The following is a 24,339-nucleotide window of genomic DNA, read 5'->3' as shown; positions in this document are numbered from 1 at the left end:
TTGCGCAAGCGGGACAAAGTGCTGCGCACTTCGCCACTTCGCCACTTCGCAAGGCGTTGAGGCTGTAGGAAAAAGTCAAAGGCTTTTTTCGGCCTTGACTCGATCAATAATTAATCTAAAAATAGCGCCTATTCTTAAAATCCAGAGCACTTATCGTGGAAAACAGACCTAGATTTTACGTAGGAACGTTATCACAAAAGGGCTCGGGGGTTTTCCTACAGCCTCGTTAGGCCGTATATTCATCAAGAAAAGTTAGAGCAATACAATGAAAATAAAGAAAAAATCATTAGCAGATTCTATCCTTAAGGTTCAACAGATGAGCATGCAGGAAAAAGAATCGTTTTTTGATGAAATATATATTGAACAACCAAACCTCTTAGCTTCAGTTTTAGTGCAGCAGCAGATGGGTAACTCCCTAAAGCAAATGGAAGTACTGATAAACATACTACTTGTATCTTATGTCGCATTAAAAGAATCTGGCATAAAAATCTCAAAAATATCTGAAGATCTACAAGATAAAGAAATGGCTAGATTTGTAGCCTCTGTGAAATTTACCGAAGGCTTATCTCCATCCTCCATAGAGGATTCTTTGCAGCAGTACGTATCGTCTCAAAATGAGAAGATATTGTTAGCCTTTGCACTCAATGAAATGCTTGATTTTGGATTTACCCATTTAGAGAATGAAAACTCCAAATACCTTATTATGGCAGGAATCAATATAGTAAATTGTATATCTGCTGTAAAAACAGCCTAACAAACTGCTCAAATCGGACTCCGCAAGCCAGCCCGTTTTTTGCAAAGAGCCGCAAAAAATCGGTACAGCTTACTCCACCGTTTAGCAGGGCGTTAAATGCCAGTGACAGCAAGGTCCAGAGCTCCGACAATCTGGTCTCTGAAATGCGAGAGGGAACCAACCGGGTTTTTGAGATGCTTTTCTGGCACAGAGGAAATTTGTGGAGTTAGCAGTAAAAGTTCTTGGTCGGCAAAGCTGATTCCCGGCGTGAGTCCTTGCATGGATTCGCCACCAAAGGCGGAGCGTTTGCCCAAAGGGATGACGATTCGAGTTGCCAATTCGCTCAGGAGGCTGCTCTGAATATCGACAAGGTAAGGATAATGAGCTTTGCTAACTTTGCTCGGGTTGGGGTACACATCGAACTGTGACATTAGAACTCCCTGAATTCGTCGCCGAAGCATCCATGTTGTTCGACAAAATCGTTGTAATTTCTTATCGCAGCGCGATTTTCTTCAACCCATTGTGCTGCTTCGCGTTTGGAAAGCTCTTCTTTCAGGGCTCGCTCCAGAGTAGCCGACAGGTTGATGTTGAGTTCCCGAGTCTTGCGCAGTAGATCGCTATTGATGGAGAGGTTAGCTGCCTTTTTGGGTGCGGTTGCATTGTAGAGTTCGGCCATCAGAGTCTCCAGGTGGCTGTTTAATGCACGGGCTTAGTTTATGCGCACGCCAATGCGCATTCAAGCATTTAACCAGTGGCTGTTGTCGGGCGCGCCTGAGCTAGCGCTCCGGCACGCCGCAAAGCCACGGCGTTATGTTTTTTGCTGCACCCTCGACTACTATGATGTAATACATTGTAGTCAATCATATTGAGAGTACGGTCATGAGTGTCACTACAGTTCGCCTTCAGGCAGAAGTTGAAAAGCATCTGGAATCAATCGCTGGCAGGCTCCACCGGAGCAAAGGCTGGGTGATCAACCAAGCACTGTCGGAATACATAGCAAAGCAACAGCTTGAGCAAGAGCGTTGGAAGCAAACTCTGGAAGCAATGGAATCTGCAGCCCAAGGTAAGGTGGTTGATGCCAGCGAAGTTCATGGCTGGCTCAATAGTTGGGGAACTGAAAGCGAGCAGGATGCACCGAGGTCGGGTAAGTGAAACTGGTTTACACGGACGAAGCCATTGAAGATTTGAAGCGCCTCAGGGAATTCATTGTGATCCACAACCCGTCAGCGGCAGTCAGGATAGCCATTGAGCTGGTTGGTAAAATTGAGTTGCTGCCAGATTTCCCCAAAATCGGCACGCCAGTTGAAATGGCTCCGGTACCTGACTCTATTCGAGATATGGTTTTCGGAAAATACGTTGTTCGATATTCGGTTCATACCAGTGCCATCATTACTCTTCGGGTATGGCATGGCTTGGAAGGTGAACGATAGCAATTTAACCAGGCGCGGCACTCGGATGCCTTTGTTTCCGCTTCGCTGCGTTAACGTCACCGGTGCGCTTGGCGTTATGCCTCATTTTCCCAACCCCACCAGAAGGAGTTTTTCCATGAAGTTAGTTAGTGTTTTTGTTTTAGCCGTTGCGCTCGCCGGATGCGCCACGAACCAAGGCACACCAAACAATGCGCAGGCCTCGCGTACAGAAAGCTGCAAAGTCACGTCAGAGCGAGAGATCGCAGCATTGTTTGATCGTTGGAATCAATCACTACAAACTGGCGATCCTCACAAAGTGGTTGCAAACTACGCAGAGCGGTCAATTCTTCTGCCTACGGTATCAAACAAACCGCGCCTCACTCCAGTAGAGAAAGAGGACTATTTCCACCACTTTCTGGAAAACCGCCCTTCAGGAAAGATTGATTTGCGTAGCATTGAGCTAGGCTGCAACACTGCCGTTGATGCTGGGCTCTACACATTCACTTTCGCAAAAACAGGAGCCGCTGTCAGTGGCCGCTACAGCTACACATACCGCTGGGATGGGAAGCAATGGCTAATCACAAGCCATCACTCGTCCGCCATGCCCGAGAAAAAGTAACAGAGGCATAACCTGTCAACGCCGGTTTAAAGCTGACCCACTTATCGCCAATCTAAAACTGACCCACCGTTGGCGTTTAAGTGTTGGTAAATAGGTCTTTGCTGCTGGCCGTACCTGATCGTGCCTACAGTTTCCAATCTTGAACACGCCCGGATCGTTGCTCCAGACTTTGAGGCTTTGCTAGCAACAGTGGGTGCCAAATTTGTCTACGTCTTGGAAATAAACGATTTCGAAGGACGTACCTGGGAAAATGATGGCAGTGTCGAAGATATCGCAACGGGTAGTGCAGCGGGGCCAGCAGCGGTGTATTTGGTTACACATGGTTGCGCACCCGTTGGTGATACCGTTGTTTTGGTACAGGGACGATTTTACATAGGCCAAGCAAGCTTTATGCGACTGTTCAAGCAGGTTCTGAATTGAACGTGACATTAGAGGGTCCAGTCTGTTTAGTTGGAATCAGAATGCTAAGGCTTCCTAACAAAACATTGCAGCCGGACATCAGCAAAACTGGCGCCGATGAATGAGACGTTGGGCGCCACAAAGTGTGGCATTGATTCAGTGCAAGCGAGTGGTATGATATTGTCATACTTTATCTGTGTTAGGGGCACCAGCTATGAGCATGCACCGGAAAACTATTACGCTGACTGAGCAACAAAACGGTTGGGTGAAAGGTCAGATTGAAAGCGGCCAGTTTGGCAATGATAGTGAGTATATCCGCTATCTCATCCGGCGAGACCAGCAAGCCCAAGTACGTCTCGCCACGCTGAGGCGGGCTCTGTCTGAGGGTGAGTCAAGCGGGATACCTAAGCCGCTTGATATATCGGCTATCAAGACTGCTGGCCGTAAACGTATGAAAGCGGCTAATTAGTGTTCAATCTGAGTGTCACGCCGAAGGCGGAATCAGACCTCATCGGAATTTGGGTGTACACCTGCGAAGAATGGGGTGTTGATCAAGCGGACAAATACCTGGATCAACTGGAAGCAGGAATGCAGCAGCTGATTAATCATCCGTCACTAGGCGCGAACTACGCCCATGTTCTTCTTGGGTATCGCAGATTGCAGGTTGAGCATCACGCTGTTTTTTACTGTGTGCTTGAATCGGAGATGCTTATTGTTCGTGTCCTGCACGAGGACATGGATGCACCTGAAAGGCTTCTGGATTAGTGGCGACTATGTTTCCGGCGCAGCTGCAAGACTTCCATCCAGGCCCCGCTCCATTGTCGCCCAACAAACAGTTCCAGTTTGTTCCGGGCCAGATGGGCCCGCCACCGGACAGCCTTGTCGGCGCCTCGCTCTGTCAAGGCTGCCGCTGAACAAAAGCGTTGAGGCTGTAGGAAAAGGCCAAAGACTTTTTTCGGCCTTGAATCGATCAATAATTAAGCTAAAAATAGCGCCTATTCTTAAAATCCAGAGCACTTATCGTGGAAAGCAGACCTAGATTTTACGTAGGAACGTTATCACAAAAGGGCTCGAGGGTTTTCCTACAGCCTCGTTAGGCCAAAAAAGGAGAGCACTTTGTATTCAGGTAGTTGCTTATGCGGTGGGGTTCGCTTCCAGATCCTATGTGAGCTAGAGCCAATACAGATTTGTCATTGCTCCCAATGTCGCAAAGCGCAAGGCACTCCCTTTGCTACAAATACACCTGTCAAAGAGGCCGCTTTCCAGCTAGATAGCGGAGTTAAAATGCTCAAATCTTTTGAGGCATCGCCTGGCAAGCAGCGTGTTTTCTGCAGTGAGTGTGGCTCGCCGATCTACAGTAAAAAAGACGCGCTGCCTGGTGTGCTGCGCATTCGTGCGGGCCTCATCAATGAGCCGTTATCCTCAGAGCCAGTTGCCCATTGCTACACAGGCTCAAAAGCTAATTGGTGGCCCATAAACGATGACCTCACCCAATTCGAGGCCGGGTATGTCCCGCAAAATAGCAAGCCCTAACAAAACGCTGTTGCCGGACAATTTCTTCACCGCTTTGTGACTGAAAAATTGCAGCGAAGCTATGCATTAGCAGTTGCACTACTCCTCCCACATCTTGCGAGCTGAGTAAAAAAGGAATAATTTATACTCATGGACGAGTTTGAGTTCGACGAAACTAAAAGTCAGACCAATCTGGATAAGCACGGCATTGATTTCGTGGCCGCCCGAGTTCTGTGGAAAGATCCGTATCTATTGGAAATCCGCGCAAAATCAGAGGGCGAGCCAAGATTCGTGTTGATAGGCAAGATTGGGGAAAGACACTAGTCGGCGGTCGTCACATACAGGGAAAGCCGTATTCGTCTGATTTCGGTCAGGCGTTCCCGCAAGAAGGAGGTTGAGCTTTATGAAAGCTAGAGACTTCGATAAAAAATTCGAGGAAGGTCAGGACGATATTGTTGATGACCTAGATCTGTCCACGGTCCGCCGTGTCAATCAGGAACAAAAGCGAATCAACGTGGACTTTCCTGCTTGGGTCGTAGAGTCACTGGATCGTGAGGCGGCGCGCATTGGTGTTACCCGCCAGTCAATCATCAAGGTGTGGCTGGTTGAGCGACTTCAAGCAGAGTCTGCTAACAAGTGCGTCACTCGGACGCACTAAAGTGCGCCGGTGCGCTCAGCGTTGAGGCTGTAGAAAAAGGTCGGAGGCTTTTTTGGATCTAGAATTGGTCAATAAGTAATCTAAAAATAGCGCCTATTTTAAAAATCCGAAGCACTTGTCATCGAAAAAACGTCTAAATTTTACATAGGAGCATCATCGTAACAAGGCTCTATAGTTTTTCTACAGCCTCGTTAGGTGCGTAAAATCGTAATTCTCTGGAGGGAAAGTGAGTAACGAAATTTTAGATCAAATAGATATTTGGGAGTTGTTTGAAGTGGAAATGCGCAACGGCGGCACCGTCATATACATTAAAGAAGCCCGAAAATAACGAGTAGTGGGCTTTGTTTAGACTATAAAACAAGCCATAACCAGCAGCATAAATTCCTCGGCTAAACACAGGTTTCAAGCAAATGCCCAGCCAGCAAAAACTTGCCACACTCAACGAACAGTTCGCAATAGAAGGGCAGCTGCGATTCAACGCGACTGGCGATTTGATTGTGGCTGACATCACTAACCAGCACGCCACGGCAAGCATTGCCCTGCAGGGCGCGCAGGTGCTGTCCTGGGCTGCTAAAAGAGAAGCTAAAGGGGGTGCCGAAAGAGGTGCCAACGAGCAGCAACCGCTGATCTGGCTTTCAGACGAAGCGACGTTTATCGCGGGTAAAACTATTCGCGGCGGCATTCCAGTGTGTTGGCCCTGGTTTGGCGCGCATCCTGATCGTGAGGATTATCCCGCCCATGGTTTTGTCAGAGCCGCTGTTTGGGACGTGGTTGAAACCAGCACGACGGCTGCCGGGCAAACGAACATAGTATTTCGCCTGCCGCAAACGCAAGTGCCCCCAGCCTTATGGTCACACAACACCGAGCTAGAGCTACATGTCAGCGTCGGCGTAACCCTTGAGCTGAACTTGATCACGCGCAATCATGGGTTAGAAACCGTCACCATCAGTCAGGCGTTACACAGTTATTTTGCCGTGAGTGATATCAATGATGTGACGGTTAAGGGCCTGGAAGGCTGCCAGTTCATTGATTCCCTGGATGATTGGCAGCGTAAAGTCGAAATCACGCCGATTTGCATTGATGCCGAAATTGACCGCATTTATCAAAATACCAAGCCCGTCTGCTCACTCGAAGACAAAGGTTGGCAACGTCGTATCAACATTGAAACCAACAACAGCCGCTCAACCGTGGTCTGGAACCCCTGGATTGATAAATCAACCCGGCTGGGTGATATGGGGGAGGGCGGTTATTTGAACATGCTGTGTATTGAAACCGGCAATATTGCCGATGATCGTGTCAGCATTGCTGCGGGTGCGGAGCATTGTTTGTCGGTCTGTTATCGGATTGCGAAAAATTGAGTCGAGGCACTACAGGATTTTTACTCTGACCCTAAATATCCTGTATGAATGGCAAAATTATTTAATTTTATATACAAAATAGTTAATTCTAAAAGTGAGTGAAAATACTCCTAACAAACGCGTCAATTAGGACGCTCGAAGCTCGCGCCTATTACGCGGGCGTTATGCAATACGTTCGTCTTGACGTACGTATCTAATGGCGTACACTGATTAAATATTCAACACATCAGAGGTGCGTCATGACCGGAATTACGGCAACTGAGGCGCGCAGCAACCTTTACAGGTTGATTGACGAAACGGCCGAGTCCCATCAACCAATCGTTATTATGGGTAAACGGAACAGGGCTGTTCTCGTTTCCGAGGAAGATTGGTCTGCGATTCAGGAAACGCTTTACCTGTTATCTGTACCAGGTATGCGCGAGTCTATTCGAGAGGGAATGGAGACCCCTATGGATCAATGCGATGAGGAGCTGAACTGGTGACATGGAAGTTGGTTTACACCAAACAGGCCCAAAAAGATGCAAAAAAGTTAGCTGCCAGCAGCCTCAAGCCAAAAGCTCAGGGATTGTTGGCGCTGATTGCGGAAGATCCGTATCGGAGGCCGCCGCCGTTCGAAAAGCTCATTGGTGATCTTGCAGGAGCATACTCTCGCCGCATCAATATCCAGCATCGTGTTGTTTACGAAGTGCTCGAAGATGAACGAGTGGTAAAAGTTCTCCGGCTCTGGAGTCACTACGAATAATGCATAACCAGCCGCTGTTGCCGGACAATTTTCCCACCGCTGTGCGGTTCCACAATTGCCGCAAAGCTTCGCGTTATGTGTATAGAGAGAGGAGCTGTCTTGAACATAACGAATTTGCCTTTTGGCGTCACTGACTGGTCTGGAGTTGAGAAAACCGAGCATTCTGGCGAGCAGGGTGTTGCTTACTGGAGAACTCGAAACTTTGGTGACATCCGAGTTCGAATGGTCGAGTACAGCCCGGGTTATTTGGCCGATCATTGGTGTGCCAAGGGCCACATACTTCTTTGTCTCGAAGGCGAGCTTCATACTGAATTAGACGACGGCCGGCATTTCGTACTCAGGCCGGGATCGAGCTATCAGGTCGCAGACAACGCAGAACTACATCGCTCATCGACAGAGCTTGGATCCAAGCTATTCGTTGTCGACTAAATCCACATAACCAGGCCGTACCGGATGCCAAAACCTTCGCTGCGCTGCGGTTTTGTTTCCAGTGATGGCTAAGGCTGGCGGAACGCCCGGTAAACGAAGGGGCATCCGATTGGCAGATCGTGAATTGATTGAACTGGCAGATCCTCGAGTGCAGCACATGCCCGTCGCCGACTGCGGAGAATCTCTGATTGATGTAGCAAAGAGCGGGATAATCGCTTATGGCTCGCCTCCAGAGTGTCCCGAGACAGCGCCGTTTTATAGGATGTTGCGAGAAGAGGTCGTGAATAGGCTTGAAAAGGCGCAGCAACGGCTTCCAACAGGTCTGCAGTTTCGCCTTCATTCCAAAGCTACGCGTGTTGGCGGCGTTATACGTCAAGAGAGGCGCAGGCAATGCACCAAATTTTGGTATACGCAGATTCGTTGAGTTGGGGCATCATCCCTGACACTCGTGGTCGATTTCGATTTGACCAAAGGTGGCCGGGGGTTTTAGAGAATGCACTGCTCAATTCGGGTAAGTCCGTTCGGATTATTGAAGACTGTCTTAACGGTCGCCGTACCGTATGGGATGACCCTTACAAGCCGGGGCGAAACGGACTTGAGGGGCTAGAACAGCGCATCGAAATCAACTCGCCGTTGTCATTGGTTATCATGCTATTGGGAACCAATGATTTTCAGTCTATGCATAACTTGACCGCATGGCAGTCCGCACAAGGTTTAAAAACTCTGGTCGGGGCGATACGGCGCGCTCCTATTGAACCAGGAATGGAAGTACCGGCAATTGTGCTTGTGGCGCCCCCCGAATTGCAGAAGGCTAAAGGTAATATTGCGCCCAAATTTGAAAGAGCGGAAGACAAAGCCGTAGGTCTGGCTGACGCAATTCAAGTTGTGGCGGAAGAGTGTGGATGCCATTACTTTGATGCTGGTTCGGTTACTTCGACAAGTCGTGTAGATGGTGTTCACCTAGATGAAGACCAACATCGCACACTCGGTCTCGCGCTTGCCAAAGTAATACAACCGTTAGTCCAATAATTTTGCCGCATAACAAGTGCCGGTAACGGATGCCCTTGAAGTCGCGCCGTTCACTACTTGATCGAACACAAGTTGGATCTGTCGGTGTTTCACCCGAAATATCGCAATGACAACACCGGACGGCTGACTGACGATCCGGCCTTACGTTACTAGAGTTCAAGGTTGACAGGAATCAGAGTATCCTGCGGCTCACCGGTGTGCGCCGCGCGGCCGTTCTGGTTTATCAATTGCTTAGACGATCAAGGATTTCAAATTGCGATGCATATAATACGGAAGTTGATGCTTTCCAGTTTTTTCTGTTTCACCGCTGCTGCGGCATCCGCTGAGACCTTTGTATTCACGGCCATCCCGGATGAAGACGAAACCAAACTTGTTGAGCGTTTTCGCGGTGTCGCGGACTACCTCTCTGAGCAACTGAATGTTGATGTACGCTATATTCCAGTGAAGTCCTACGCGGCTGCCGTTTCAGCGTTCCGTAACAATCAGGTTCAGCTGGCGTGGTTTGGCGGTCTTTCTGGTGTGCAGGCACGCAGGCTGGTTCCGGGCGCTGAAGCCATCGCCCAAGGTGTTGAAGACGAAGCCTTCGAGACCTATTTTATTGCCAATACCAACACGGGTATTGAACCCGCCGCAGAGCTTTCAGAGCTGAAAGATCAGTTGCAGGGTAAAACCTTTACCTTCGGTTCCAAAGGCTCCACATCTGGCCGGCTCATGCCTGAGTTCTATGTGCGCGACACCTTTGGTGCAAAGCCTGATGACTTTTTTTCGCGCGTTGGCTTCAGCGGCAACCATACCCGCACCCTTCGCCTGGTTGAAGCCGGTACGTACGATGTAGGCGCGCTGAACTTTCAGGTTTGGGAGAAAGAACTTGGTGATGGAAACATAGACACCGATGCCGTTCAGGTGATCTGGAAAACGCCCGACTACCCGGATTATCAGTGGACGATTCGTGGCGATGTGGATGAGCGTTTTGGTGATGGTTTCAAGCAGCGTGTTACCGAGGCGCTGTTGAACCTCGATAACCCGAAACTGCTGGCAAGCTTCCCGCGTTCAGGTTTTATTCCTGCTTCTAACGCCGACTATGAGCCGATTCGTAAGACGGCTCAAGAGATCGGAATTCTCGATTAATGTCAGGCTTTGACCTTACGGACCTTACGGCCTCATTCAGCGGCAAGCGGGTTATAGGTCCGTTGTCGCTGAAGGTTAATCCGGGCGACAAAATCGCGCTGGTGGGTAAAAGTGGTGCGGGGAAGTCCACCTTGATTCGCCTGATTTACGAACGGATTAACCGGGATTCGTCTCTGATCCCTCAGGATCTTGGCCTGGTAAACGCCCTTTCGGTGTTCCATAACGTCTTTATGGGCCAACTGGATAAACATGCCACCTGGTACAACGCCCTCACGCTTGCCCGCCCGTTCGCCAAAGACAGGGCTGAAGTGCTGACCTTGTTGCAGTCACTGGGTATCACGGAAAAGCTATGGACACCCGCAGCCTCTCTGTCCGGTGGGCAGCGCCAGCGTGTTGCTATCGCGCGTGCGCTTTACCGTAACGCAGCCGTGCTACTGGCCGATGAGCCGGTTTCTGCACTCGATGGCCCCATGGCGAACTCGGTCATGATGCAACTGCGTGATCGCTTCACCACCAGTATTATTGCGCTGCACGATGTGGACCTCGCACTGAATTACTGTACCCGAATCGTTGGCATTCAGGATGGCCAGGTCGCCCTGGATCAACCCAGCGAACACCTTGCAGCGGCAGACATTGTATCTTTTTACTAGGTAACGCGGCCCGTTCTATGCCCTCTTCCCCAACGGTTCGTGTCAGCCTGATTTTCCTTGCCATCGCCTTGGTTGGGTTGCTGTTTGCGGATATCGCGGTGACCACCTCCAACCCCTGGCGGGATCTCGGTAATTTCCTGTTTGGCATCGCAACGCCCAACTTTTTCAGCACTGAAGGGTTGATGACCGCACTGTTGAGGACGGTCGCCTTTGCCTTTGTCGGGGTTGCGCTTGGGAGTGTCGCAGGCTTCCTGATGGCATTGGCTTACCGATCCCTGCCCGTGCGGATTTTTTGCGCCTTTATTCGCGCCATTCACGAGCTTTTCTGGGCGCTGATCTTTCTGCAGTTCTTTGGTTTTCACCCACTCACGGGCGTATTGGCCATCGCCATTCCCTACGCCGGGATTTTCGCCAAGGTCTATTCAGAAATCCTGGAAGAGGCCGATCCGGAATCTGGCCGTGTGCTGCCGCCCGGCACTGGGAATATGTCGGCGTTCCTTTATGCCCGTATTCCCGATTGCTGGGTAAAGATGCGCACCTACACAGCCTACAGGCTGGAATGCGGCCTTCGCTCCAGTGCCATTCTTGGGTTCGTTGGCCTGCCCACACTGGGTTTTTATCTTGAGGCATCTTTCTCCCAGGGGCTTTATTCCGACGCTGGCGCGATGCTGATTCTGTTCTATGTATTAATCGCCACCATGCCGCTCTGGGTAAGGCCAAAGCTTCTGCCCGTGTACGTTCTTGGCGCTCCGTTTTTTCTTGGTGAAGGGTTGCCCATTGTATGGGGCAATGTGCAGCGTTTTTTCACCGAAGACATCGTGCCTGCGCCATTGCGCAACGGGGAAGGTTTAACGGGGCTAACGCCGTGGCTAAGTGATTTGATGATCAATGAGGCCCTGCTGGGCATCTGGAACACCCTTGTGCTCACCCAGATCGCGCTTGTAGCGACAGGGATTCTGTCGTTACTGGCATTCCCCTTGATATCAAACCACTTTGGCGGGCCTGTACGGCGCAGTGCCGGGCATGTGGTTCTGGTGATCGTACGGTCCACGCCTGAGTACATTCTGGCGTATATTTTGCTGCAACTCTGGGGGCCTTCAATGCTGCCTGCGGTGGTTGCTTTAGCGCTGCACAACGGTGGGATTATCGGGCACCTGATTGGCCGGCAAACCAATTCCATTAAACTCCGCGCAGACGCTGCAGAAGGTTTCAACCGTTATAGCTGGGAGCTGGTACCCCGCGTATATCGCTCATTTCTGGCGCTTCTGTTCTATCGCTGGGAAATCATCATGCGGGAGACAGCCATACTGGGGATTCTCGGCATCTACACGCTTGGCTTCTATGTAGACAGCGCTATTCAGAACATCCGGTTTGATCGTGCCATGGTGCTGATTCTGGTAACGGCTCTGCTCAACATTGGAATTGATACTCTTGGGCGTTATATTCGCCGCAAGCTCGCCTTGCAAACCATGCCGACCTGCTGAACGAGAAACCGTTGACACCAAGGCTAGGGGTGAACAAAAGTGCGATCCGGACACGGCTGCTTTCGAGCCAATGCGGCCCTTGGAGTGGTAGAGTTGCGGATGCCAAACCACCTACATCAACGGGAGTAAGAGCATGGAGATCGAACGCTTTATTGCTGACTGCATCACTGCCAACGAAGAGACTGATGCACAAGCCGCCGTCAACGAAGTACTTGCCCGAGCGGTCTCTACACCCGCAGCTGTGTTGGCCGCGCTAGGCGATCCAGGCAAGGCAGGACTAAATGTACTTCTAAGCTCCCCAACGCTGACGATATTTGCCGCCACGTGGACTCCGCAGATGAATCTCATGCCTCATAATCATCTGATGTGGGCTAACATCGGAATCTACACAGGCCGTGAGGACAACATTTTTTGGAAAAGGACGTCTGACGGAATCAAGGCATTCGGTGCAAATGCCTTGTTTGTAAAAGATACCGCAATGCTAACTGAAGACGCACTACATTCTGTTACCAATCCGTTGCAGCGTTTTACGGGTGGCATTCACATCTATGGCGGTGACTTCTTTGATACCCAGCGGAGCCAATGGAATTCAGAGACACTTGAAGAAGAGTCTTCTGATGGCACCAGGATTCGCGAGATTTTCCAACGTGAAAACGAAAGACTGGGCCTCCAGCGCTGCTGAGCTTAAGCGTTACGCGCAAAATACAGACGTTAGCAGCCCAGGTTTCTGACGTTGGTTATTGGGAGAATATTTCATGTCGAAGAAAGTAGTCATGTTTGAATACGAGAAAGAAACAAAAAACAGTGTTCGCTATAAGGAGGTCCCTGATGAAGGAACTGCTCCGATCGTGGGTACTTTGTATGTTCAGAAGTGGTTTGCTGGTAACAGCAAATCTATTGAGATAACGATAGACAAAAAAGACTAGCTGGCTCGCGATTATTCCTGCTGCAGGCGTTATACCTAGAGGGTCACCATGGATTGGCTAAATTTCATATTATCCGTCATTGAAGCAATCGCATGGCCAGTAGCGTTTGTTGCTGCGGTGGTATTTCTACGCCAGGAATGGGTTGACGTCATCCAAAGTCGCCACAAAGCTTCGTTTTACACGTTAACCCGTTTTTTTTGGGGTTTTGGTTTCAAACGGTAAGACACTCGTCATTTCAACAACATTGGGGTATCCAGTATGTTTTCCGGCCTGAGCGCATTTCCTTTGACCCCGATGAATGAACGCGGTTTGGACGAAGCGGCGTTTGTTCGATTGATTGGGCGGCTTGTCACCGCCAACGTCGACTCAATCGGCGTACTCGGCTCGACCGGGAACTATGCTTACCTGACCATGGCGGAGCGTGCGCGGGTGGTAAGACTTGCGGTGGAACACGCAGGAAATGTCCCAGTGGTGGTGGGTATTGGTGCGCTGCGTACGCGCGATGTGCTTGCCTTGGCTGAAGACGCAGAGGCTGCGGGTGTCTCTGGGGTACTGTTGGCACCAATGTCATATCAGAAGCTGCGCCCAGAGGAAGTTTTTGGGCTCTATGAAGCGGTAACGCATGCACTGTCGATACCGCTGTGTGTTTACGATAATCCCGGTACCACGCAGTTTGTGTTCAGTGACGAGCTTCATGGCCAGATAGCACAACTTCCGAACGTAGCATCCATCAAGATTCCGGGAGTGCCTGAGGATCCTGTTACGGCAAGATCGAGAGTGGAACGACTTCGTGCACAGATTCCTTCACACGTCACTGTGGGCGTCAGCGGCGATGGTTCTGCTGCAAACGGATTGAACGCCGGCTGTGATGCCTGGTATTCGGTGATCGGGGGCGTGTTTCCCTCCACCGCACTTGCGATTACTCGCGCAGCCCAGGCTGGGAATGCGAAGGAAGCGATACGCTTGTCGGAACGATTGCAGCCGCTGTGGGAGTTGTTCAGCGAGTTTGGAGGCAGTCTTCGCGTTGTTGCAGCTGCTGCAGAGTTGCTGGTGCTCGTTGAACACCCGTGTTTGCCGTTGCCGCTCAAGGCCTTGGATGGAGAAGGGCGCCGACGACTCGGGGAATTGATTGATGAACTGGATTTATCCTGACGGGGCTAACCCGCTGCGAAGCAGAGGGTTAGCCTTTCTTTAATCACTCAAAGAGGGAATTATTCAACGCGGGTTAAGGTAACGTCGATGTTGCCACGGGTCGCGTTTGAGTAGGGGCACACTTTGTGCGCTTCGTTGATCAGCTTTTCAGCCTGAGCATCGTCCATGCCCGGCAATGAAATTTTCAGCTCAACTTCGATACCAAAACCCCCCGGAATCTCACCGATGCCGACTTCGCCTTCGATTGAGGCTTCTTCCGGCATTGCCAGCTTGTCGCGGCCCGCGACGAACTTCATGGCACCAATAAAGCAGGCAGAGTAACCAGCAGCGAAGAGCTGCTCAGGGTTTGTTCCTTTGCCACCGGCACCGCCAAGTTCTTTCGGAGTGGTCAGCTCAACATCCAGAATACCGTCTGATGAGATGGCGCGACCGTCACGGCCACCCGTGGCTTCGGCGGATGCGCGATAAACGATTTTTGCAACAGACATAATGTTTGCTCCTTTCGACGAGCCGTTTTGATGGCTCCTCGTTTGCGTGATTAACGAGTGCGCAAATTGTAAGCGCTGTTCGATTACTAAGTTAGCGCACAAATAGATTGTGCGCAAGATAAATGGCGGAAGTGTAATAAGCGCGTGCCAGGTGAAGGAGCTCAGGTGGGTGTTTTCAGATTACTGCGCAGTTTGATCAGCTGCTGTTTCAGTTCCATAAGGTCGGCGACTGACTGACCACTGACATTCACAATGCAACCCGGTATATCCTTGGCTTGGTCCTGAAGAGCCCGGCCCTGTTCTGTGAGATGCAATTCAACCACGCGTTCATCGTCTTTCCGGCGTTGCCGGTTCAGCATACCGTCCGACTCGAGCCGCTTGAGCAGAGGCGTGAGCGAGCCGGGGTCTGTCAGCAATCGCTTGCTGATATGGCTCACGGTTATCCCGTCTTCCTCCCACAAAACCAGCATGGCCAGATACTGCGGATAGGTCAGATTTAGGGATTTTAGCAGTGGCTTATAGGCTTTGGTCATCATTAAAGACGTCGAGTAGAGGGCAAAACACAGCTGGTTATCGAGCAGAAGCTCGGAGTAGGAGTCGTTGTCAGGCATGAAAGATCCATTGTGTCGGCGGCGATAAAAGCCATCGCGCTAAGTATTTAACTCCGAGTGTACGGCGTTTTTTAGGGGTTTTTCCAGTGAACATGACTGGCAGCACTGAAAGAGCTCCCCTGCGTTTGGTTCCTTTCGCTAGGCTCCGGTGCGGTTTACCATTAGTGTCAATGACCTAAAGTTGCCAACGAGTTTTTTATGAAAGAGCTTCTAGAACAACATGATTTTATTGTCGCTGAGGCCGCCATCGTCGAAAGGCTCCGCCGCAACAAACTGATAGAGCTAGACGGCAGACTGATGCATGCCCCCCTGGTATTTACTGAAGAGGGTAGGGCTGCACTGACGAACCTGTATCAGGAATATTTAGGCATCGCGGAAGCCAATGACAGGCCTATCTTGCTTTGCACACCGACCTGGCGGGCAAATAAGGAGAGAGTGCAAGCCTCAAACCAGCGGCAGGACATTAATGTTGAGGCCGCCACGTTTCTAAAAGAACTGGTTGCCGAAGAACCTAGAAAAGTACCCGTTAAAGTTGGTGGCCTGATAGGCTGCAAGAACGATTGTTATTTGCCTGACGAAGGATTGTCACTGAGTGAAGCGAGCGAGTTTCATCAATGGCAGATCAATCAGCTAGCCAGTGCAGAAGTTGATTTTCTAATGGCAGTAACCTTGCCCTCTGTAGAGGAGGCGGCTGGAATTGCTTTAGCCATGGAAGCAACTGGATTACCTTACATTATCAGTTTCGTGATCGGCTCTGATGGTAAGGTTCTGGATGGAATGGACATCCAGAAAGCAATTGAATACGTGGATTCCAAGACTGTGAACCACCCGCTCGGCTATTTTATTAACTGTTCCTACCCGTCATTTTTGAACCCAAAGACTCTTTCTGAAAAAGTATTTGAGCGGCTGATCGGTATTCAGGCGAACGCGTCATCTCTTAGCCATGCGGAACTAGACGGTTCCACAGAGCTAAAATCTGAATCTGTTTCGGAGTGGGGTAGCCTTATGGTTCAGCTGAACCGGGATTTTGGACTAAAAGTACTAGGCGGTTGTTGTGGCACCAGTGGCAAACACCTCCGTTATCTAACAGAAAATATTGTTTAGCACGTAAAGCAATCGAGCAGCATGAAGATAATATTTTTTCATTAACAAATCGGATCACCAGATGCGTAATGCACGCTGCTGCCAAGGAGTAAATGATTTGCCTGAATTGAAGACTTTTGGCCTTTTTATCATCACTGCATTAGCGGAAATTCTTGGCTGTTATTTGCCATATCTTTGGCTTCGGGAAGGCAAAACAATCTGGCTTCTGGTACCCGGTGCTCTGAGTTTGGTCGCGTTTGTCTGGCTGCTGTCGTTACATCCAATGGCGGCGGGCAGGGTGTATGCAGCCTATGGTGGTGTTTATATTTTTATGGCGATTTTGTGGCTGTGGACAGTCAACGGAATTCGACCAACAACATGGGACATAGTGGGCTCTGCGGTGGCACTTTTGGGCATGGCCATCATCATGTTTGCGCCTCGCACCACGTAACCCGTCAATTAAGTGGGTTATCTGCAACGTTTGGTTCCTGAAGGATGAGAGCTTACCAAGCGGGCGCACCGCTTCCTTCGCTTCAGCGTTAAGCCTCAGGATGGACAGATCCTATAAAAATCTTGCTGCCGGCAAATTTAGTCATTACTTTTGATATCTCTATTGTTTATTCCTTCTGTTTGGCCAGGGGGAATGCCATTCATATTCAGGATGATACATTCTATGTTAGGCGCTTTTGGCTTGGTAACCCCGGCAGAGATACTGTTCGGACGGGGGCACATAGCCCAATTAAACGATCGGGCGACAAAACTGGGTACGCGAGCATTAGTAGTGCATGGTAGAAATCCAGGCAGGCTCTCTGGTGTCTTTGCGTCATTGAAGACCGTCGATATCGTGCAAACGCTGTCCATTGAGAAAGAGCCAGATCTGCAAACACTGATGGAGGCTATTGATCACGGCAAGTTACTGGGAATAGACCTGGTCCTCGGTATCGGCGGTGGTTCTGTTATGGATGCCGCTAAAGTACTTGCGGCTATGCTGCCCAGTCAGACAGATTTGATCAGCCATCTGGAGGTCGTCGGAAGCGGGTTGCCACTGTCAGCCAAACGCCTGCCGTTGATTCTGGTTCCCACCACCTCTGGCACAGGTGCAGAAGTCACTCGAAACGCGGTTATTGATATTCCGGAAGCCCAGCGCAAGGTGAGTCTCAGGGATAACCAGTTACTCCCGGATCTTGCTTTGGTAGACCCTGCGCTTACCGACAACTGCCCCCGGCAAGTCAGCTTATACTCGGGGCTGGATGCTGTTACTCAGGTAATCGAGCCGTTTCTTTCGTCGCGCTCAAATCTGTTTACGGACATGTTGTGTCAGGAGGCTATCCCCAAGGGGCTCCAGGCTTTAAAGCAACTTATGGACAGGGAATCTGAAGACGCGCGTGACTCGTTGGCTCAGGTGAGCCTTTTCGGTGGCCTTGCGCTTGCGAACTCGGGGCTGGGTGTTGTTCACGGCATTGCTGGCCCGTTAGGCGGACTATGCGGTGCGCCGCACGGCGCGATATGCGGCGCATTGTTACCAGCGGGCATAGCGGCTAACCGCGATAACGTAGTTGAAGTAGGTCACATCGCTCGTATCGATCGGGTGATTGACTGGATTGCTGAAGTATTTGAGACCTCCAGAGGCCAAGCATTGCACCGTTTTCGGCAATGGATTATTCAGAATGGATTACCCGGTCTTGCGTCAATCGGAGTGACGGAGGAACACATTATTTCAGCCTCACAAGCAGCGGCCAGCTCGTCCTCCATGAAGGCCAATCTTGTGGTTTTGTCCACTGCGAGCATAGAAAACGTGATGCGCCATTCTCTATGATGACAACCCTGACATGCGGCCAAAAGAGACCTGATTGCGCCCTTGCAGCTTGGCCCGGTAGAGTTCCTCATCGGCCCTGGCAATAGCTTGGTCCAGGGTGACATGTTCAGCATGGCGGCTGGTGACACCGATGCTGATGGTGCATTGAATCAGCCTGCCGCGGTCATTGGTCACCAGCTGCTCAATATTGTGGCGGAAACGTTCGGCCACTTTGAGGGCCTCCGCCTCGCTCGTTTCCGGCAACAAAAGAGTGAATTCCTCACCCCCCCAGCGGGCCAGGAGGTCGCCGCGGCGCCGCGATCTATCAAGCTCGTCAGCAACTGCCTTCAAGACCTTGTCGCCGACGGCATGGCCATATTGATCATTGATGTTCTTGAAACGGTCAATATCGATCATAGCCACACAGACGTTTCTGTTCTTGCGCGTGACCAGGCTCCATAGTGATTCGGCGACAGGCAGAAAACCGCGCCGATTGTTCAGGCCGGTCAGCAGGTCAGTCTGTGCATTTTGTTCGGCTGCCGTCCGGGCCTCTTCGTTTTTACGAACCAGATCGGCCAGCGCCAACATCAACAGTATGGCATCCACTACCATGCCGATGTCCACGGCGTAGTAGCCAAGCTGGGTATAAGGAATCATGCCGGTTACCGTTGAGGCCGTAATCGAAGCGCCAACAACGGAGGCTAATGTGCCCAGCATGAAATAGCGTGCGGACTGGTTGCCCGCCACCCAGCTCGACACGCCCATGTAGACCATCAATACACTGAACACCGGCACAACCAGGAATGCCAGGCGCAACGCCAGGCCCTGTTCGTCTAAGGCGAAACAGGCAGCAAAAAGCGCAAAATAAGCCACGCTGATTGTCTGGAGGGTTCTGTGGAACCGTGGTTGGCAGCGCTTGATGTTCAGAAAATTCGTCGCAAACGCCAAACCGGAACTGGCAAAACACAGCATCAGCAGGGGTGGCGCCCATTGTTGCCAGCCCACCGCCTCGGGCCAGAGCAGGGCCATTCCGATACCGTTGTAGGATGCCGTCGTGGCCACAAAGCTGCCGGTGTAGAGCGAGTAGAGCAGATAACGCCGCTGCCGAAGGCCGGCGAACAGCATCAGGCTGCAGGCCGAAAGTGCAAACATGACGCCGTAGACGAAGCTGTAGAACGCCGTTTCTGACTGCTCTCGACTGTGGCTGGCCGCAATACTGGAAAAATACAGTGGCACCACCATTGGGTCTGCTGTCTCAATCCGCAGCAACAGGCGTGTCTCGCCGGGCGGAAACGGATAGTCGGCACTGGGTATGCGTTTGGCGAGGGAGCGCTCATTCAGCGGAATACGATCACCACCGATAAAGTGCTGTGGCAGCCGGCCTTCTGTGATGAAAAAGAAGTCGACGTGCTCCAACCAGCCTGTTCTGACGGACACGCGGCGGAAAATGGTGTCATCGGTCGGATTGAGAACATTCGCCACCAGCCAGATCGCACCGGAATTGATGCCTCTGGTTAACACGCTGGACTCAGGGTACTTCAGAACAGTGGGATTCCCGCGAATCAGGGACTGAACCTCGTCAACGGAGAGCGCCTCTTCTTGTTCAGCGAGAAATGCCATCTGACCGACCACTGCGTCCTGGTATACGGTTCGAACGTCAATGACAGGCACTGCTCCGTCATCGGCATCGGATTCAGCCCGCGCGCACGTTGTCAGGTTCACAATAATCAGAAGAAAAATGAGGGGCCAATGCGATCGCACTTAACTGTTTATCCGTTAATGTCATTTTCGTAGAATATAATTAAATCGCCAACATGTCATATCTGGCGTCATTGTTCTGCACGAGCGCGTCGCAGAAGGTGAAGGCCCTGTGCGATTTATCAGGTCAGACACGTGTCGGTTCTGATCGCAGGGGAGCATGCGCATTTCGAGCCCATGGTGCAGACGTCGCATGAGATTGTCGGAATGATGGAAAAGAAGGTTAATGGCTGCTCGCCCGCTCTTCCTGCAGCTTGGCCCGAACGTTTATCAACACGTTGCCGTGCCAGGCTGAAAATCTATTCTTCGTCGCTGAAAGCCGACCGGTGGAACTCTGCGGCTTCTCCAGCTTCCTTGACGCCTGCTTCCCAGAGTTTGGGTACGTCGCCACCCGTTAGCACCTCAAGCACAGCGTGAACACCTTTGGCCAGCGAGGAAAGGTTGTACCCACCCTCCAGAACGAACGCGAGCTTGCCCTCGCAGTGTGTGTCAGCAATGTCCTGAACGATTCTGGTCAACACTTTAAAACCGTCATAGGTGAGGTTCATCGCCATATCGTTGTGGTGGGGGTCAAACCCTGCCGAGACCAGTACCAGGTCCGGTTTAAAGCGCTCTGCGGCGGGCACCAGTATGTCTCGGAAGACCTTCTCGTAGGCAATGTCGCCGGTGGTTTCTGGAAGTGGGACGTTGATGGTGTAGCCTTCACCTAAGCCAACACCCACTTCTTCAATCAGACCAGATCCGGGATAAAACGGTGCGGCGCAATGGGTGTCAAAGAACAGCACATCCGGGTCTGCCCAGAAAATATCCTGGGTGCCATTGCCGTGGTGCGCATCCCAGTCAATGATCAGAACACGTTCACAGCCCAGCTTTGCCTGGGCATGGGCGGCCGCTACGGCAACGTTGTTCAGTAGGCAGAAGCCCCGTGCACGCACGGGCTCGGCGTGATGTCCTGGCGGGCGCACAAGGGCGAAGGCGCTTTGTGCCTCACCCTTGCAAACGCTTTCCACGGCAGCAATGGCGTTGCCGGCTGCCGCGGTGGCCGCTTTGATACTGTCGGGGGAAACCGCCGTGGTGTCTCTGTCGAGCCAGGCGCGTTTGCCATCCAGTGAAAAGAGATGGTCCAGATAGGACGTGATGTGCACGCGTGCCAGTTGATCGTAGGTGGCAGCGGGCGCTCCTGACTGGAAATGAACGCCGGGTATGGGGTTTTTATCCAGATGCGCTTTGATCGCCGCCAACCGCCCCGGATGTTCAGGATAGCTCCATTTAAAATCCAGTCCCTGGAGAATAGTCCTGACTCGTTTTTCTACCCGGCTAGGAATGAACGGCAGATCCACCTCGGGATTATGCCCCAGCATTATCTCATCATAAAACACATTGACACTGCGATCGCCGATCACAAGACACTCTCCTTCTTGAGCTCTTTCGGTTGCTTGCCGTAGCTATCGTTTCGAAACAGTTTCGAAACGATTTCGACAAGCTCCTCATGGTTGCTGTGACGCAAGGGCTTCCTTCACAGTTGAGGTGAAGGCCGCGGCGCGAATACCCGTGGTTTTAAAGCCTAATTTGGTCCACGCTGCTTTAGCCTCTTTATTAGATTTAGCATATTCGAGGACCAGCTCATGTACATTGTGGCTTTCCGCAAACCCAACCAGCTCTCGTAGCAGGGCCTTGAAAACACCAAGGTTCCGAAACTCGGGCGCCACCCACACATCGTCAATTATTCCTGATCTAAAAACCAACGCTTCCGCTTGTTCCCAAATTCCTTGACTGTGCCACACATAGATATAGCCCATTCCGATGAGGCCGGCATCCGGGTTCTCGGCCACAGCCAGTAATTTATTATCATCTCCCAATGAAGAGCGCAGCACATTCAATAGCCGGTTATGCTCAATTTGCCTGAGATTCTGCGGCGGTGATCCAGAAACATGCAGCGCAAGTTTAGCGAGGAACTCCACGAGTACCGGAAGGTCCTCTTCGCGTGCTTCCCGAAGCACAAAGGTCGCTTTACCGGCTTTTTTTCTGGCCATGAAAGACTCCTGGAACTGAATGACGCAGAACAGACTCCACTGAAGATCAATCGGAGCTGTATCTCCCGTTTACTTTAGCCTAACAATTCAAAGCTCTCCTGCTTCATTTCAATTTCCCGACTATTAATTGCCGTATTGCGCATGCTCTGCTCCAGAAGCTGGCGGCCGGGCTTCGGCTGTCCGGTTTTCTGTACCTTCGAGTGGCTACAGCAGCGTGAGAAAATTCCGGTTGAACGTCAAGCCCGGGTAACGTACTGACACAGTCACAGAACTGTGTCAGTGGATGAAACTCTGCTTGCCAAGGGAACGTATGTATTACAGTTATATGAAATTTATAAAGATTCACCTAAATTTAGCACATTTTATTATTCACTTTAATTTGAATTTATTAAATATTATTTATTTTGTTGGTATTATCTAAGATTTACATTAGTACTAATAGACAGTTGTTTTTTACTGCCATATACGATGTGATTTAGTGCGAGAGTTATGATTATGGGTACTAATACTGATGTGCTAACAAGAAATAATGTTGCCGTTTTAGGTGAAGGCAATATAACGGTGCTGTTAGCAAATGGGTTTGGATGTGACCAAAATATGTGGCGATTTTTATTGCCGTATATTAAGGGCGACTATAAGATTATTTTATTTGATTATGTGGGATCGGGTAAATCTGACGTATCGCAGTTTCAGCAACATAAATATCATACATTAGATGGGTACGCCGAAGATATTCTAGATGTGTGCAATGCATTATCGCTTAATAATGTTTATTTAGTTGGTCACTCTGTCAGTAGTATTATCGGTTTGTTGGCTGCTATCAAAAAACCAGAGTATTTCGCCAAACTGGTTATGGTATGGCCAACACCTTGTTTTTTGAACTTTCCTCCTGAATATTTTGGTGGTTTTGATGAGGCAGATCTGCATGAATTGTTAGGCTTAATGGATAAAAATTACATTGGCTGGGCCGAGTATCTAGCACCCTTAGTGATGGGCGTTAATAACTCGGAAGCGCTGACTGATGAACTTTAAAGCAGTTTTTGTTCTACTGACCCTCTCATTGCTAAAAGCTTTGCTAAGGCGACATTCTTTTCTGACCACAGAGAAAATTTAAGTCAAGTTACACATCCAACATTAATATTCAAAAGTGATGATGACGCCTTAGCCGATAAGTCAGTTGGTGAATACATGCAGAATGAAATACAAATTGCATCAATAGAAATCATTAAAGCGGAAGGGCACTGTTTACATACGACGCACCCTGAAAAAATCGCACCTCTATTAATAAAATACCTAAATGAAAAATAACTTGGCTAATATTGATAATGAATTTATGTTGGATAATTTACCTTGCGGCGCGCTGGTCACGAGCGCTGAGCATGTCATTCTTGATGTGAATGATTATTTTTTTAATGAGTTTTGTTGGGATAAAAGCCTTCTTGTTGGCCGTAATGTCGAAAGCATTTTAACGAAAGCATTTTAACGAAAGCCTCTAAAGTTTTTTATCAAAGTTATTTTATTCCCACATTATTGCATGAAAAATATTGTGGAGAAATGCAGTTGATTATTGTAAATAGAAATGGAATACGTATTCCTATTACCGTTAATGCAAAGATAGGTGTGAATGGAAATGTCTATTGGGCTTTTTTTGATGCAAGCAATAGAGACAAGCTGTATGAAGAGCTTATTCAAGCTCGTGAAAAATTGGAATTGCAAGCCCTCGAGTTGAAGGAGTTGGCGTCCATCGATGAGTTAACAGACCTTTTAAATAGGAGGGAAGTTAAATCTCGATCAATACCTGTTTTGTCTCAGTTTTCCAGAACGAAAAACTCCTTGTCGATTCTTATGATCGATATAGATTTTTTCAAGCGAATTAATGATAGGCATGGCCATTCAGAAGGAGACAAGGTATTAAGATATTTTGGTCGGTTGTTAACAGAATGTGGGAGGGAAAGTGATTTAATTTCTCGGTTTGGCGGGGAAGAGTTTTTGATTTTATTGCCGGACACTAACTTAGAACAAACGATGATTTTTTCGAAAAGACTGCACGGTCTAGCGAATAAGATATTAATTGACGAAGAAGCGTTAACCGTAAGTATTGGGGTTAGTTTATTTGATGGTGAAATGTCTTTCGAAGAGATGGTAGGTAAAGCTGATATCGCGTTATATAAAGCGAAAGACTTGGGTAGGAATAGAACTGAAGTGTTCTCCCTAATATAGCCGCCCGGAAACACTGACTTTTTATTCAACTTATCTTTCTTCTCCCGATTATTAGGCGTACGTTGTTTGTATGGCGCCTATCGGCTGGAAAACCGGCTCAGACACGCCGAGCTCACCCCAGGT

32 protein-coding genes are annotated in these 24,339 nt (G+C 49.9%); 25 read left to right on the top strand and 7 right to left on the bottom strand.

The genetic code is table 11. The annotated features are described in order from the left end of the window. The first annotated feature begins 265 nt into the window (after positions 1 to 265). Complete coding sequence (locus MIH19_RS21295) at positions 266 to 754, top strand: hypothetical protein (RefSeq protein WP_249006772.1); 489 nt, start codon at positions 266 to 268, stop codon at positions 752 to 754. 92 nt (positions 755 to 846) lie between these two features. On the opposite strand, the gene MIH19_RS21290 is transcribed toward MIH19_RS21295, so the two are convergent. Together MIH19_RS21290 and MIH19_RS21285 are read right to left on the bottom strand one after the other, a co-directional pair. Continuing rightward, positions 847 to 1,164, bottom strand: a complete 318-nt coding sequence (locus MIH19_RS21290) for a CcdB family protein (protein ID WP_072795464.1) — start codon at positions 1,162 to 1,164, stop codon at positions 847 to 849. Further along, positions 1,164 to 1,409, bottom strand: a complete 246-nt coding sequence (locus MIH19_RS21285; protein WP_249006771.1) for a type II toxin-antitoxin system CcdA family antitoxin — start codon at positions 1,407 to 1,409, stop codon at positions 1,164 to 1,166. The genes MIH19_RS21290 and MIH19_RS21285 overlap by 1 nt, the downstream gene beginning before the upstream one ends. A 203-nt stretch (positions 1,410 to 1,612) precedes the next feature. Between MIH19_RS21285 and MIH19_RS21280 the strand changes: the two genes are divergently transcribed. The 18 genes from MIH19_RS21280 (at position 1,613) to MIH19_RS21195 (ending at position 14,228) form a co-directional block, all read left to right on the top strand. Continuing rightward, positions 1,613 to 1,885, top strand: coding sequence for a ribbon-helix-helix protein, CopG family (locus tag MIH19_RS21280; RefSeq protein WP_249006770.1), 273 nt, complete (start codon positions 1,613 to 1,615; stop codon positions 1,883 to 1,885). Next, positions 1,882 to 2,163 carry a type II toxin-antitoxin system RelE/ParE family toxin gene (locus MIH19_RS21275; protein ID WP_249006769.1) on the top strand — a complete coding sequence of 94 codons (282 nt, stop codon included), beginning with the start codon at positions 1,882 to 1,884 and terminating at the stop codon, positions 2,161 to 2,163. The genes MIH19_RS21280 and MIH19_RS21275 overlap by 4 nt, the downstream gene beginning before the upstream one ends. 115 nt (positions 2,164 to 2,278) lie before the next feature. Beyond that, on the top strand, positions 2,279 to 2,761 hold the full coding sequence (locus MIH19_RS21270) for an SgcJ/EcaC family oxidoreductase (RefSeq protein ID WP_249006768.1): 483 nt from the start codon (positions 2,279 to 2,281) through the stop codon (positions 2,759 to 2,761). 613 nt (positions 2,762 to 3,374) lie between these two features. Continuing rightward, positions 3,375 to 3,629, top strand: coding sequence for a type II toxin-antitoxin system ParD family antitoxin (locus tag MIH19_RS21265; RefSeq protein WP_249006766.1), 255 nt, complete (start codon positions 3,375 to 3,377; stop codon positions 3,627 to 3,629). Beyond that, positions 3,629 to 3,925, top strand: a complete 297-nt coding sequence (locus tag MIH19_RS21260; protein WP_249006765.1) for a type II toxin-antitoxin system RelE/ParE family toxin — start codon at positions 3,629 to 3,631, stop codon at positions 3,923 to 3,925. The genes MIH19_RS21265 and MIH19_RS21260 overlap by 1 nt, the downstream gene beginning before the upstream one ends. 351 nt (positions 3,926 to 4,276) lie before the next feature. After that, positions 4,277 to 4,693, top strand: a complete 417-nt coding sequence (locus tag MIH19_RS21255; RefSeq protein ID WP_249006764.1) for a GFA family protein — start codon at positions 4,277 to 4,279, stop codon at positions 4,691 to 4,693. Between the two features lie 129 nt (positions 4,694 to 4,822). After that, entirely contained in the window at positions 4,823 to 4,996 is a 174-nt protein-coding gene (locus tag MIH19_RS21250) for a BrnT family toxin (protein ID WP_249006763.1), read from the top strand. A 79-nt stretch (positions 4,997 to 5,075) separates the two neighbouring features. Next, positions 5,076 to 5,330, top strand: coding sequence for a CopG family transcriptional regulator (locus MIH19_RS21245; RefSeq protein WP_249006762.1), 255 nt, complete (start codon positions 5,076 to 5,078; stop codon positions 5,328 to 5,330). A gap of 410 nt (positions 5,331 to 5,740) precedes the next feature. Further along, positions 5,741 to 6,688 (top strand): D-hexose-6-phosphate mutarotase, encoded by a 948-nt coding sequence (locus MIH19_RS21240; protein WP_249006761.1) that lies wholly within the window; start codon positions 5,741 to 5,743, stop codon positions 6,686 to 6,688. 239 nt (positions 6,689 to 6,927) lie between these two features. Further along, positions 6,928 to 7,170 carry a type II toxin-antitoxin system Phd/YefM family antitoxin gene (locus tag MIH19_RS21235; RefSeq protein WP_249006760.1) on the top strand — a complete coding sequence of 81 codons (243 nt, stop codon included), beginning with the start codon at positions 6,928 to 6,930 and terminating at the stop codon, positions 7,168 to 7,170. Further along, positions 7,167 to 7,430, top strand: coding sequence for a Txe/YoeB family addiction module toxin (locus MIH19_RS21230; protein WP_249006759.1), 264 nt, complete (start codon positions 7,167 to 7,169; stop codon positions 7,428 to 7,430). The genes MIH19_RS21235 and MIH19_RS21230 overlap by 4 nt, the downstream gene beginning before the upstream one ends. Positions 7,431 to 7,529: 99 nt before the next feature. After that, on the top strand, positions 7,530 to 7,859 hold the full coding sequence (locus MIH19_RS21225; RefSeq protein ID WP_249006758.1) for a DHCW motif cupin fold protein: 330 nt from the start codon (positions 7,530 to 7,532) through the stop codon (positions 7,857 to 7,859). 390 nt (positions 7,860 to 8,249) lie between these two features. Further along, positions 8,250 to 8,888 (top strand): SGNH/GDSL hydrolase family protein, encoded by a 639-nt coding sequence (locus MIH19_RS21220; protein ID WP_249006757.1) that lies wholly within the window; start codon positions 8,250 to 8,252, stop codon positions 8,886 to 8,888. Between the two features lie 279 nt (positions 8,889 to 9,167). Beyond that, a complete protein-coding gene (locus tag MIH19_RS21215; RefSeq protein ID WP_249006756.1) occupies positions 9,168 to 10,016 on the top strand; it encodes a putative selenate ABC transporter substrate-binding protein in 849 nt (282 codons plus the stop codon). After that, a complete protein-coding gene (locus MIH19_RS21210) occupies positions 10,016 to 10,666 on the top strand; it encodes an ATP-binding cassette domain-containing protein (protein WP_249006755.1) in 651 nt (216 codons plus the stop codon). The genes MIH19_RS21215 and MIH19_RS21210 overlap by 1 nt, the downstream gene beginning before the upstream one ends. A gap of 17 nt (positions 10,667 to 10,683) precedes the next feature. Next, positions 10,684 to 12,150: an ABC transporter permease gene (locus MIH19_RS21205; protein WP_249006754.1), complete on the top strand. Its 1,467-nt coding sequence runs from the start codon at positions 10,684 to 10,686 to the stop codon at positions 12,148 to 12,150. Positions 12,151 to 12,283: 133 nt separating this feature from the next. Continuing rightward, positions 12,284 to 12,832 (top strand): hypothetical protein, encoded by a 549-nt coding sequence (locus MIH19_RS21200; RefSeq protein ID WP_249006753.1) that lies wholly within the window; start codon positions 12,284 to 12,286, stop codon positions 12,830 to 12,832. Between the two features lie 502 nt (positions 12,833 to 13,334). Further along, positions 13,335 to 14,228, top strand: a complete 894-nt coding sequence (locus MIH19_RS21195) for a dihydrodipicolinate synthase family protein (RefSeq protein ID WP_249006752.1) — start codon at positions 13,335 to 13,337, stop codon at positions 14,226 to 14,228. A 59-nt stretch (positions 14,229 to 14,287) separates the two neighbouring features. Here the strand turns inward: MIH19_RS21195 and MIH19_RS21190 are convergent, their stop codons facing one another. Further along, a complete protein-coding gene (locus tag MIH19_RS21190) occupies positions 14,288 to 14,716 on the bottom strand; it encodes an organic hydroperoxide resistance protein (RefSeq protein ID WP_249006751.1) in 429 nt (142 codons plus the stop codon). Positions 14,717 to 14,877: 161 nt separating this feature from the next. Continuing rightward, positions 14,878 to 15,327, bottom strand: a complete 450-nt coding sequence (locus tag MIH19_RS21185) for a MarR family transcriptional regulator (RefSeq protein ID WP_249006750.1) — start codon at positions 15,325 to 15,327, stop codon at positions 14,878 to 14,880. A gap of 198 nt (positions 15,328 to 15,525) precedes the next feature. On the opposite strand from MIH19_RS21185, the gene MIH19_RS21180 reads away from it, so the two are divergent. The 3 genes from MIH19_RS21180 to MIH19_RS21170 all read left to right on the top strand — a co-directional run bounded on the left by MIH19_RS21180 (position 15,526) and on the right by MIH19_RS21170 (position 18,226). Then, a complete protein-coding gene (locus MIH19_RS21180; protein ID WP_249006749.1) occupies positions 15,526 to 16,431 on the top strand; it encodes a homocysteine S-methyltransferase family protein in 906 nt (301 codons plus the stop codon). A gap of 97 nt (positions 16,432 to 16,528) precedes the next feature. Continuing rightward, positions 16,529 to 16,861, top strand: a complete 333-nt coding sequence (locus tag MIH19_RS21175) for a YnfA family protein (protein ID WP_249006748.1) — start codon at positions 16,529 to 16,531, stop codon at positions 16,859 to 16,861. A gap of 222 nt (positions 16,862 to 17,083) precedes the next feature. Beyond that, on the top strand, positions 17,084 to 18,226 hold the full coding sequence (locus tag MIH19_RS21170) for an iron-containing alcohol dehydrogenase (protein ID WP_249006747.1): 1,143 nt from the start codon (positions 17,084 to 17,086) through the stop codon (positions 18,224 to 18,226). Here MIH19_RS21170 and MIH19_RS21165 read toward each other — a convergent pair. The 3 genes from MIH19_RS21165 to MIH19_RS21155 form a co-directional block, all read right to left on the bottom strand. Further along, complete coding sequence (locus tag MIH19_RS21165) at positions 18,221 to 19,966, bottom strand: diguanylate cyclase (protein WP_249006746.1); 1,746 nt, start codon at positions 19,964 to 19,966, stop codon at positions 18,221 to 18,223. The two genes, MIH19_RS21170 and MIH19_RS21165, sit on opposite strands and share 6 nt — an antisense overlap. A 296-nt stretch (positions 19,967 to 20,262) precedes the next feature. Next, complete coding sequence (locus MIH19_RS21160) at positions 20,263 to 21,366, bottom strand: histone deacetylase (protein ID WP_249006745.1); 1,104 nt, start codon at positions 21,364 to 21,366, stop codon at positions 20,263 to 20,265. 84 nt (positions 21,367 to 21,450) lie between these two features. Then, positions 21,451 to 21,996 carry an N-acetyltransferase gene (locus MIH19_RS21155; protein WP_249006744.1) on the bottom strand — a complete coding sequence of 182 codons (546 nt, stop codon included), beginning with the start codon at positions 21,994 to 21,996 and terminating at the stop codon, positions 21,451 to 21,453. 495 nt (positions 21,997 to 22,491) lie between these two features. Here MIH19_RS21155 and MIH19_RS21150 point away from each other — a divergent pair, with 495 nt between their 5' ends. The 3 genes from MIH19_RS21150 to MIH19_RS21140 all read left to right on the top strand — a co-directional run bounded on the left by MIH19_RS21150 (position 22,492) and on the right by MIH19_RS21140 (position 24,216). Next, positions 22,492 to 23,028, top strand: coding sequence for an alpha/beta hydrolase (locus tag MIH19_RS21150; RefSeq protein ID WP_249006743.1), 537 nt, complete (start codon positions 22,492 to 22,494; stop codon positions 23,026 to 23,028). Between the two features lie 277 nt (positions 23,029 to 23,305). Further along, entirely contained in the window at positions 23,306 to 23,479 is a 174-nt protein-coding gene (locus MIH19_RS21145) for a hypothetical protein (RefSeq protein WP_249006742.1), read from the top strand. 77 nt (positions 23,480 to 23,556) lie between these two features. Then, positions 23,557 to 24,216 carry a GGDEF domain-containing protein gene (locus MIH19_RS21140; protein WP_249006741.1) on the top strand — a complete coding sequence of 220 codons (660 nt, stop codon included), beginning with the start codon at positions 23,557 to 23,559 and terminating at the stop codon, positions 24,214 to 24,216. Positions 24,217 to 24,339 lie beyond the last annotated feature (123 nt).

Source organism: Marinobacter sp. M1C (assembly GCF_023314135.1).
Lineage (GTDB): Bacteria > Pseudomonadota > Gammaproteobacteria > Pseudomonadales > Oleiphilaceae > Marinobacter.
This window is presented reverse-complemented; position numbering and strand designations above follow the sequence as displayed.

Coding starts and splice junctions, on each gene's coding strand:
- MIH19_RS21295 (WP_249006772.1), top strand. CDS start 266: ATGAAAATAAAGAAAAAATCATTAGCAGATTCTATCCTTAAGGTTCAA.
- MIH19_RS21290 (WP_072795464.1), bottom strand. CDS start 1,164: ATGTCACAGTTCGATGTGTACCCCAACCCGAGCAAAGTTAGCAAAGCT.
- MIH19_RS21285 (WP_249006771.1), bottom strand. CDS start 1,409: ATGGCCGAACTCTACAATGCAACCGCACCCAAAAAGGCAGCTAACCTC.
- MIH19_RS21280 (WP_249006770.1), top strand. CDS start 1,613: ATGAGTGTCACTACAGTTCGCCTTCAGGCAGAAGTTGAAAAGCATCTG.
- MIH19_RS21270 (WP_249006768.1), top strand. CDS start 2,279: ATGAAGTTAGTTAGTGTTTTTGTTTTAGCCGTTGCGCTCGCCGGATGC.
- MIH19_RS21265 (WP_249006766.1), top strand. CDS start 3,375: ATGAGCATGCACCGGAAAACTATTACGCTGACTGAGCAACAAAACGGT.
- MIH19_RS21250 (WP_249006763.1), top strand. CDS start 4,823: ATGGACGAGTTTGAGTTCGACGAAACTAAAAGTCAGACCAATCTGGAT.
- MIH19_RS21245 (WP_249006762.1), top strand. CDS start 5,076: ATGAAAGCTAGAGACTTCGATAAAAAATTCGAGGAAGGTCAGGACGAT.
- MIH19_RS21240 (WP_249006761.1), top strand. CDS start 5,741: ATGCCCAGCCAGCAAAAACTTGCCACACTCAACGAACAGTTCGCAATA.
- MIH19_RS21235 (WP_249006760.1), top strand. CDS start 6,928: ATGACCGGAATTACGGCAACTGAGGCGCGCAGCAACCTTTACAGGTTG.
- MIH19_RS21220 (WP_249006757.1), top strand. CDS start 8,250: ATGCACCAAATTTTGGTATACGCAGATTCGTTGAGTTGGGGCATCATC.
- MIH19_RS21215 (WP_249006756.1), top strand. CDS start 9,168: ATGCTTTCCAGTTTTTTCTGTTTCACCGCTGCTGCGGCATCCGCTGAG.
- MIH19_RS21210 (WP_249006755.1), top strand. CDS start 10,016: ATGTCAGGCTTTGACCTTACGGACCTTACGGCCTCATTCAGCGGCAAG.
- MIH19_RS21205 (WP_249006754.1), top strand. CDS start 10,684: ATGCCCTCTTCCCCAACGGTTCGTGTCAGCCTGATTTTCCTTGCCATC.
- MIH19_RS21200 (WP_249006753.1), top strand. CDS start 12,284: ATGGAGATCGAACGCTTTATTGCTGACTGCATCACTGCCAACGAAGAG.
- MIH19_RS21195 (WP_249006752.1), top strand. CDS start 13,335: ATGTTTTCCGGCCTGAGCGCATTTCCTTTGACCCCGATGAATGAACGC.
- MIH19_RS21190 (WP_249006751.1), bottom strand. CDS start 14,716: ATGTCTGTTGCAAAAATCGTTTATCGCGCATCCGCCGAAGCCACGGGT.
- MIH19_RS21185 (WP_249006750.1), bottom strand. CDS start 15,327: ATGCCTGACAACGACTCCTACTCCGAGCTTCTGCTCGATAACCAGCTG.
- MIH19_RS21180 (WP_249006749.1), top strand. CDS start 15,526: ATGAAAGAGCTTCTAGAACAACATGATTTTATTGTCGCTGAGGCCGCC.
- MIH19_RS21170 (WP_249006747.1), top strand. CDS start 17,084: ATGTTAGGCGCTTTTGGCTTGGTAACCCCGGCAGAGATACTGTTCGGA.
- MIH19_RS21155 (WP_249006744.1), bottom strand. CDS start 21,996: ATGGCCAGAAAAAAAGCCGGTAAAGCGACCTTTGTGCTTCGGGAAGCA.
- MIH19_RS21150 (WP_249006743.1), top strand. CDS start 22,492: ATGGGTACTAATACTGATGTGCTAACAAGAAATAATGTTGCCGTTTTA.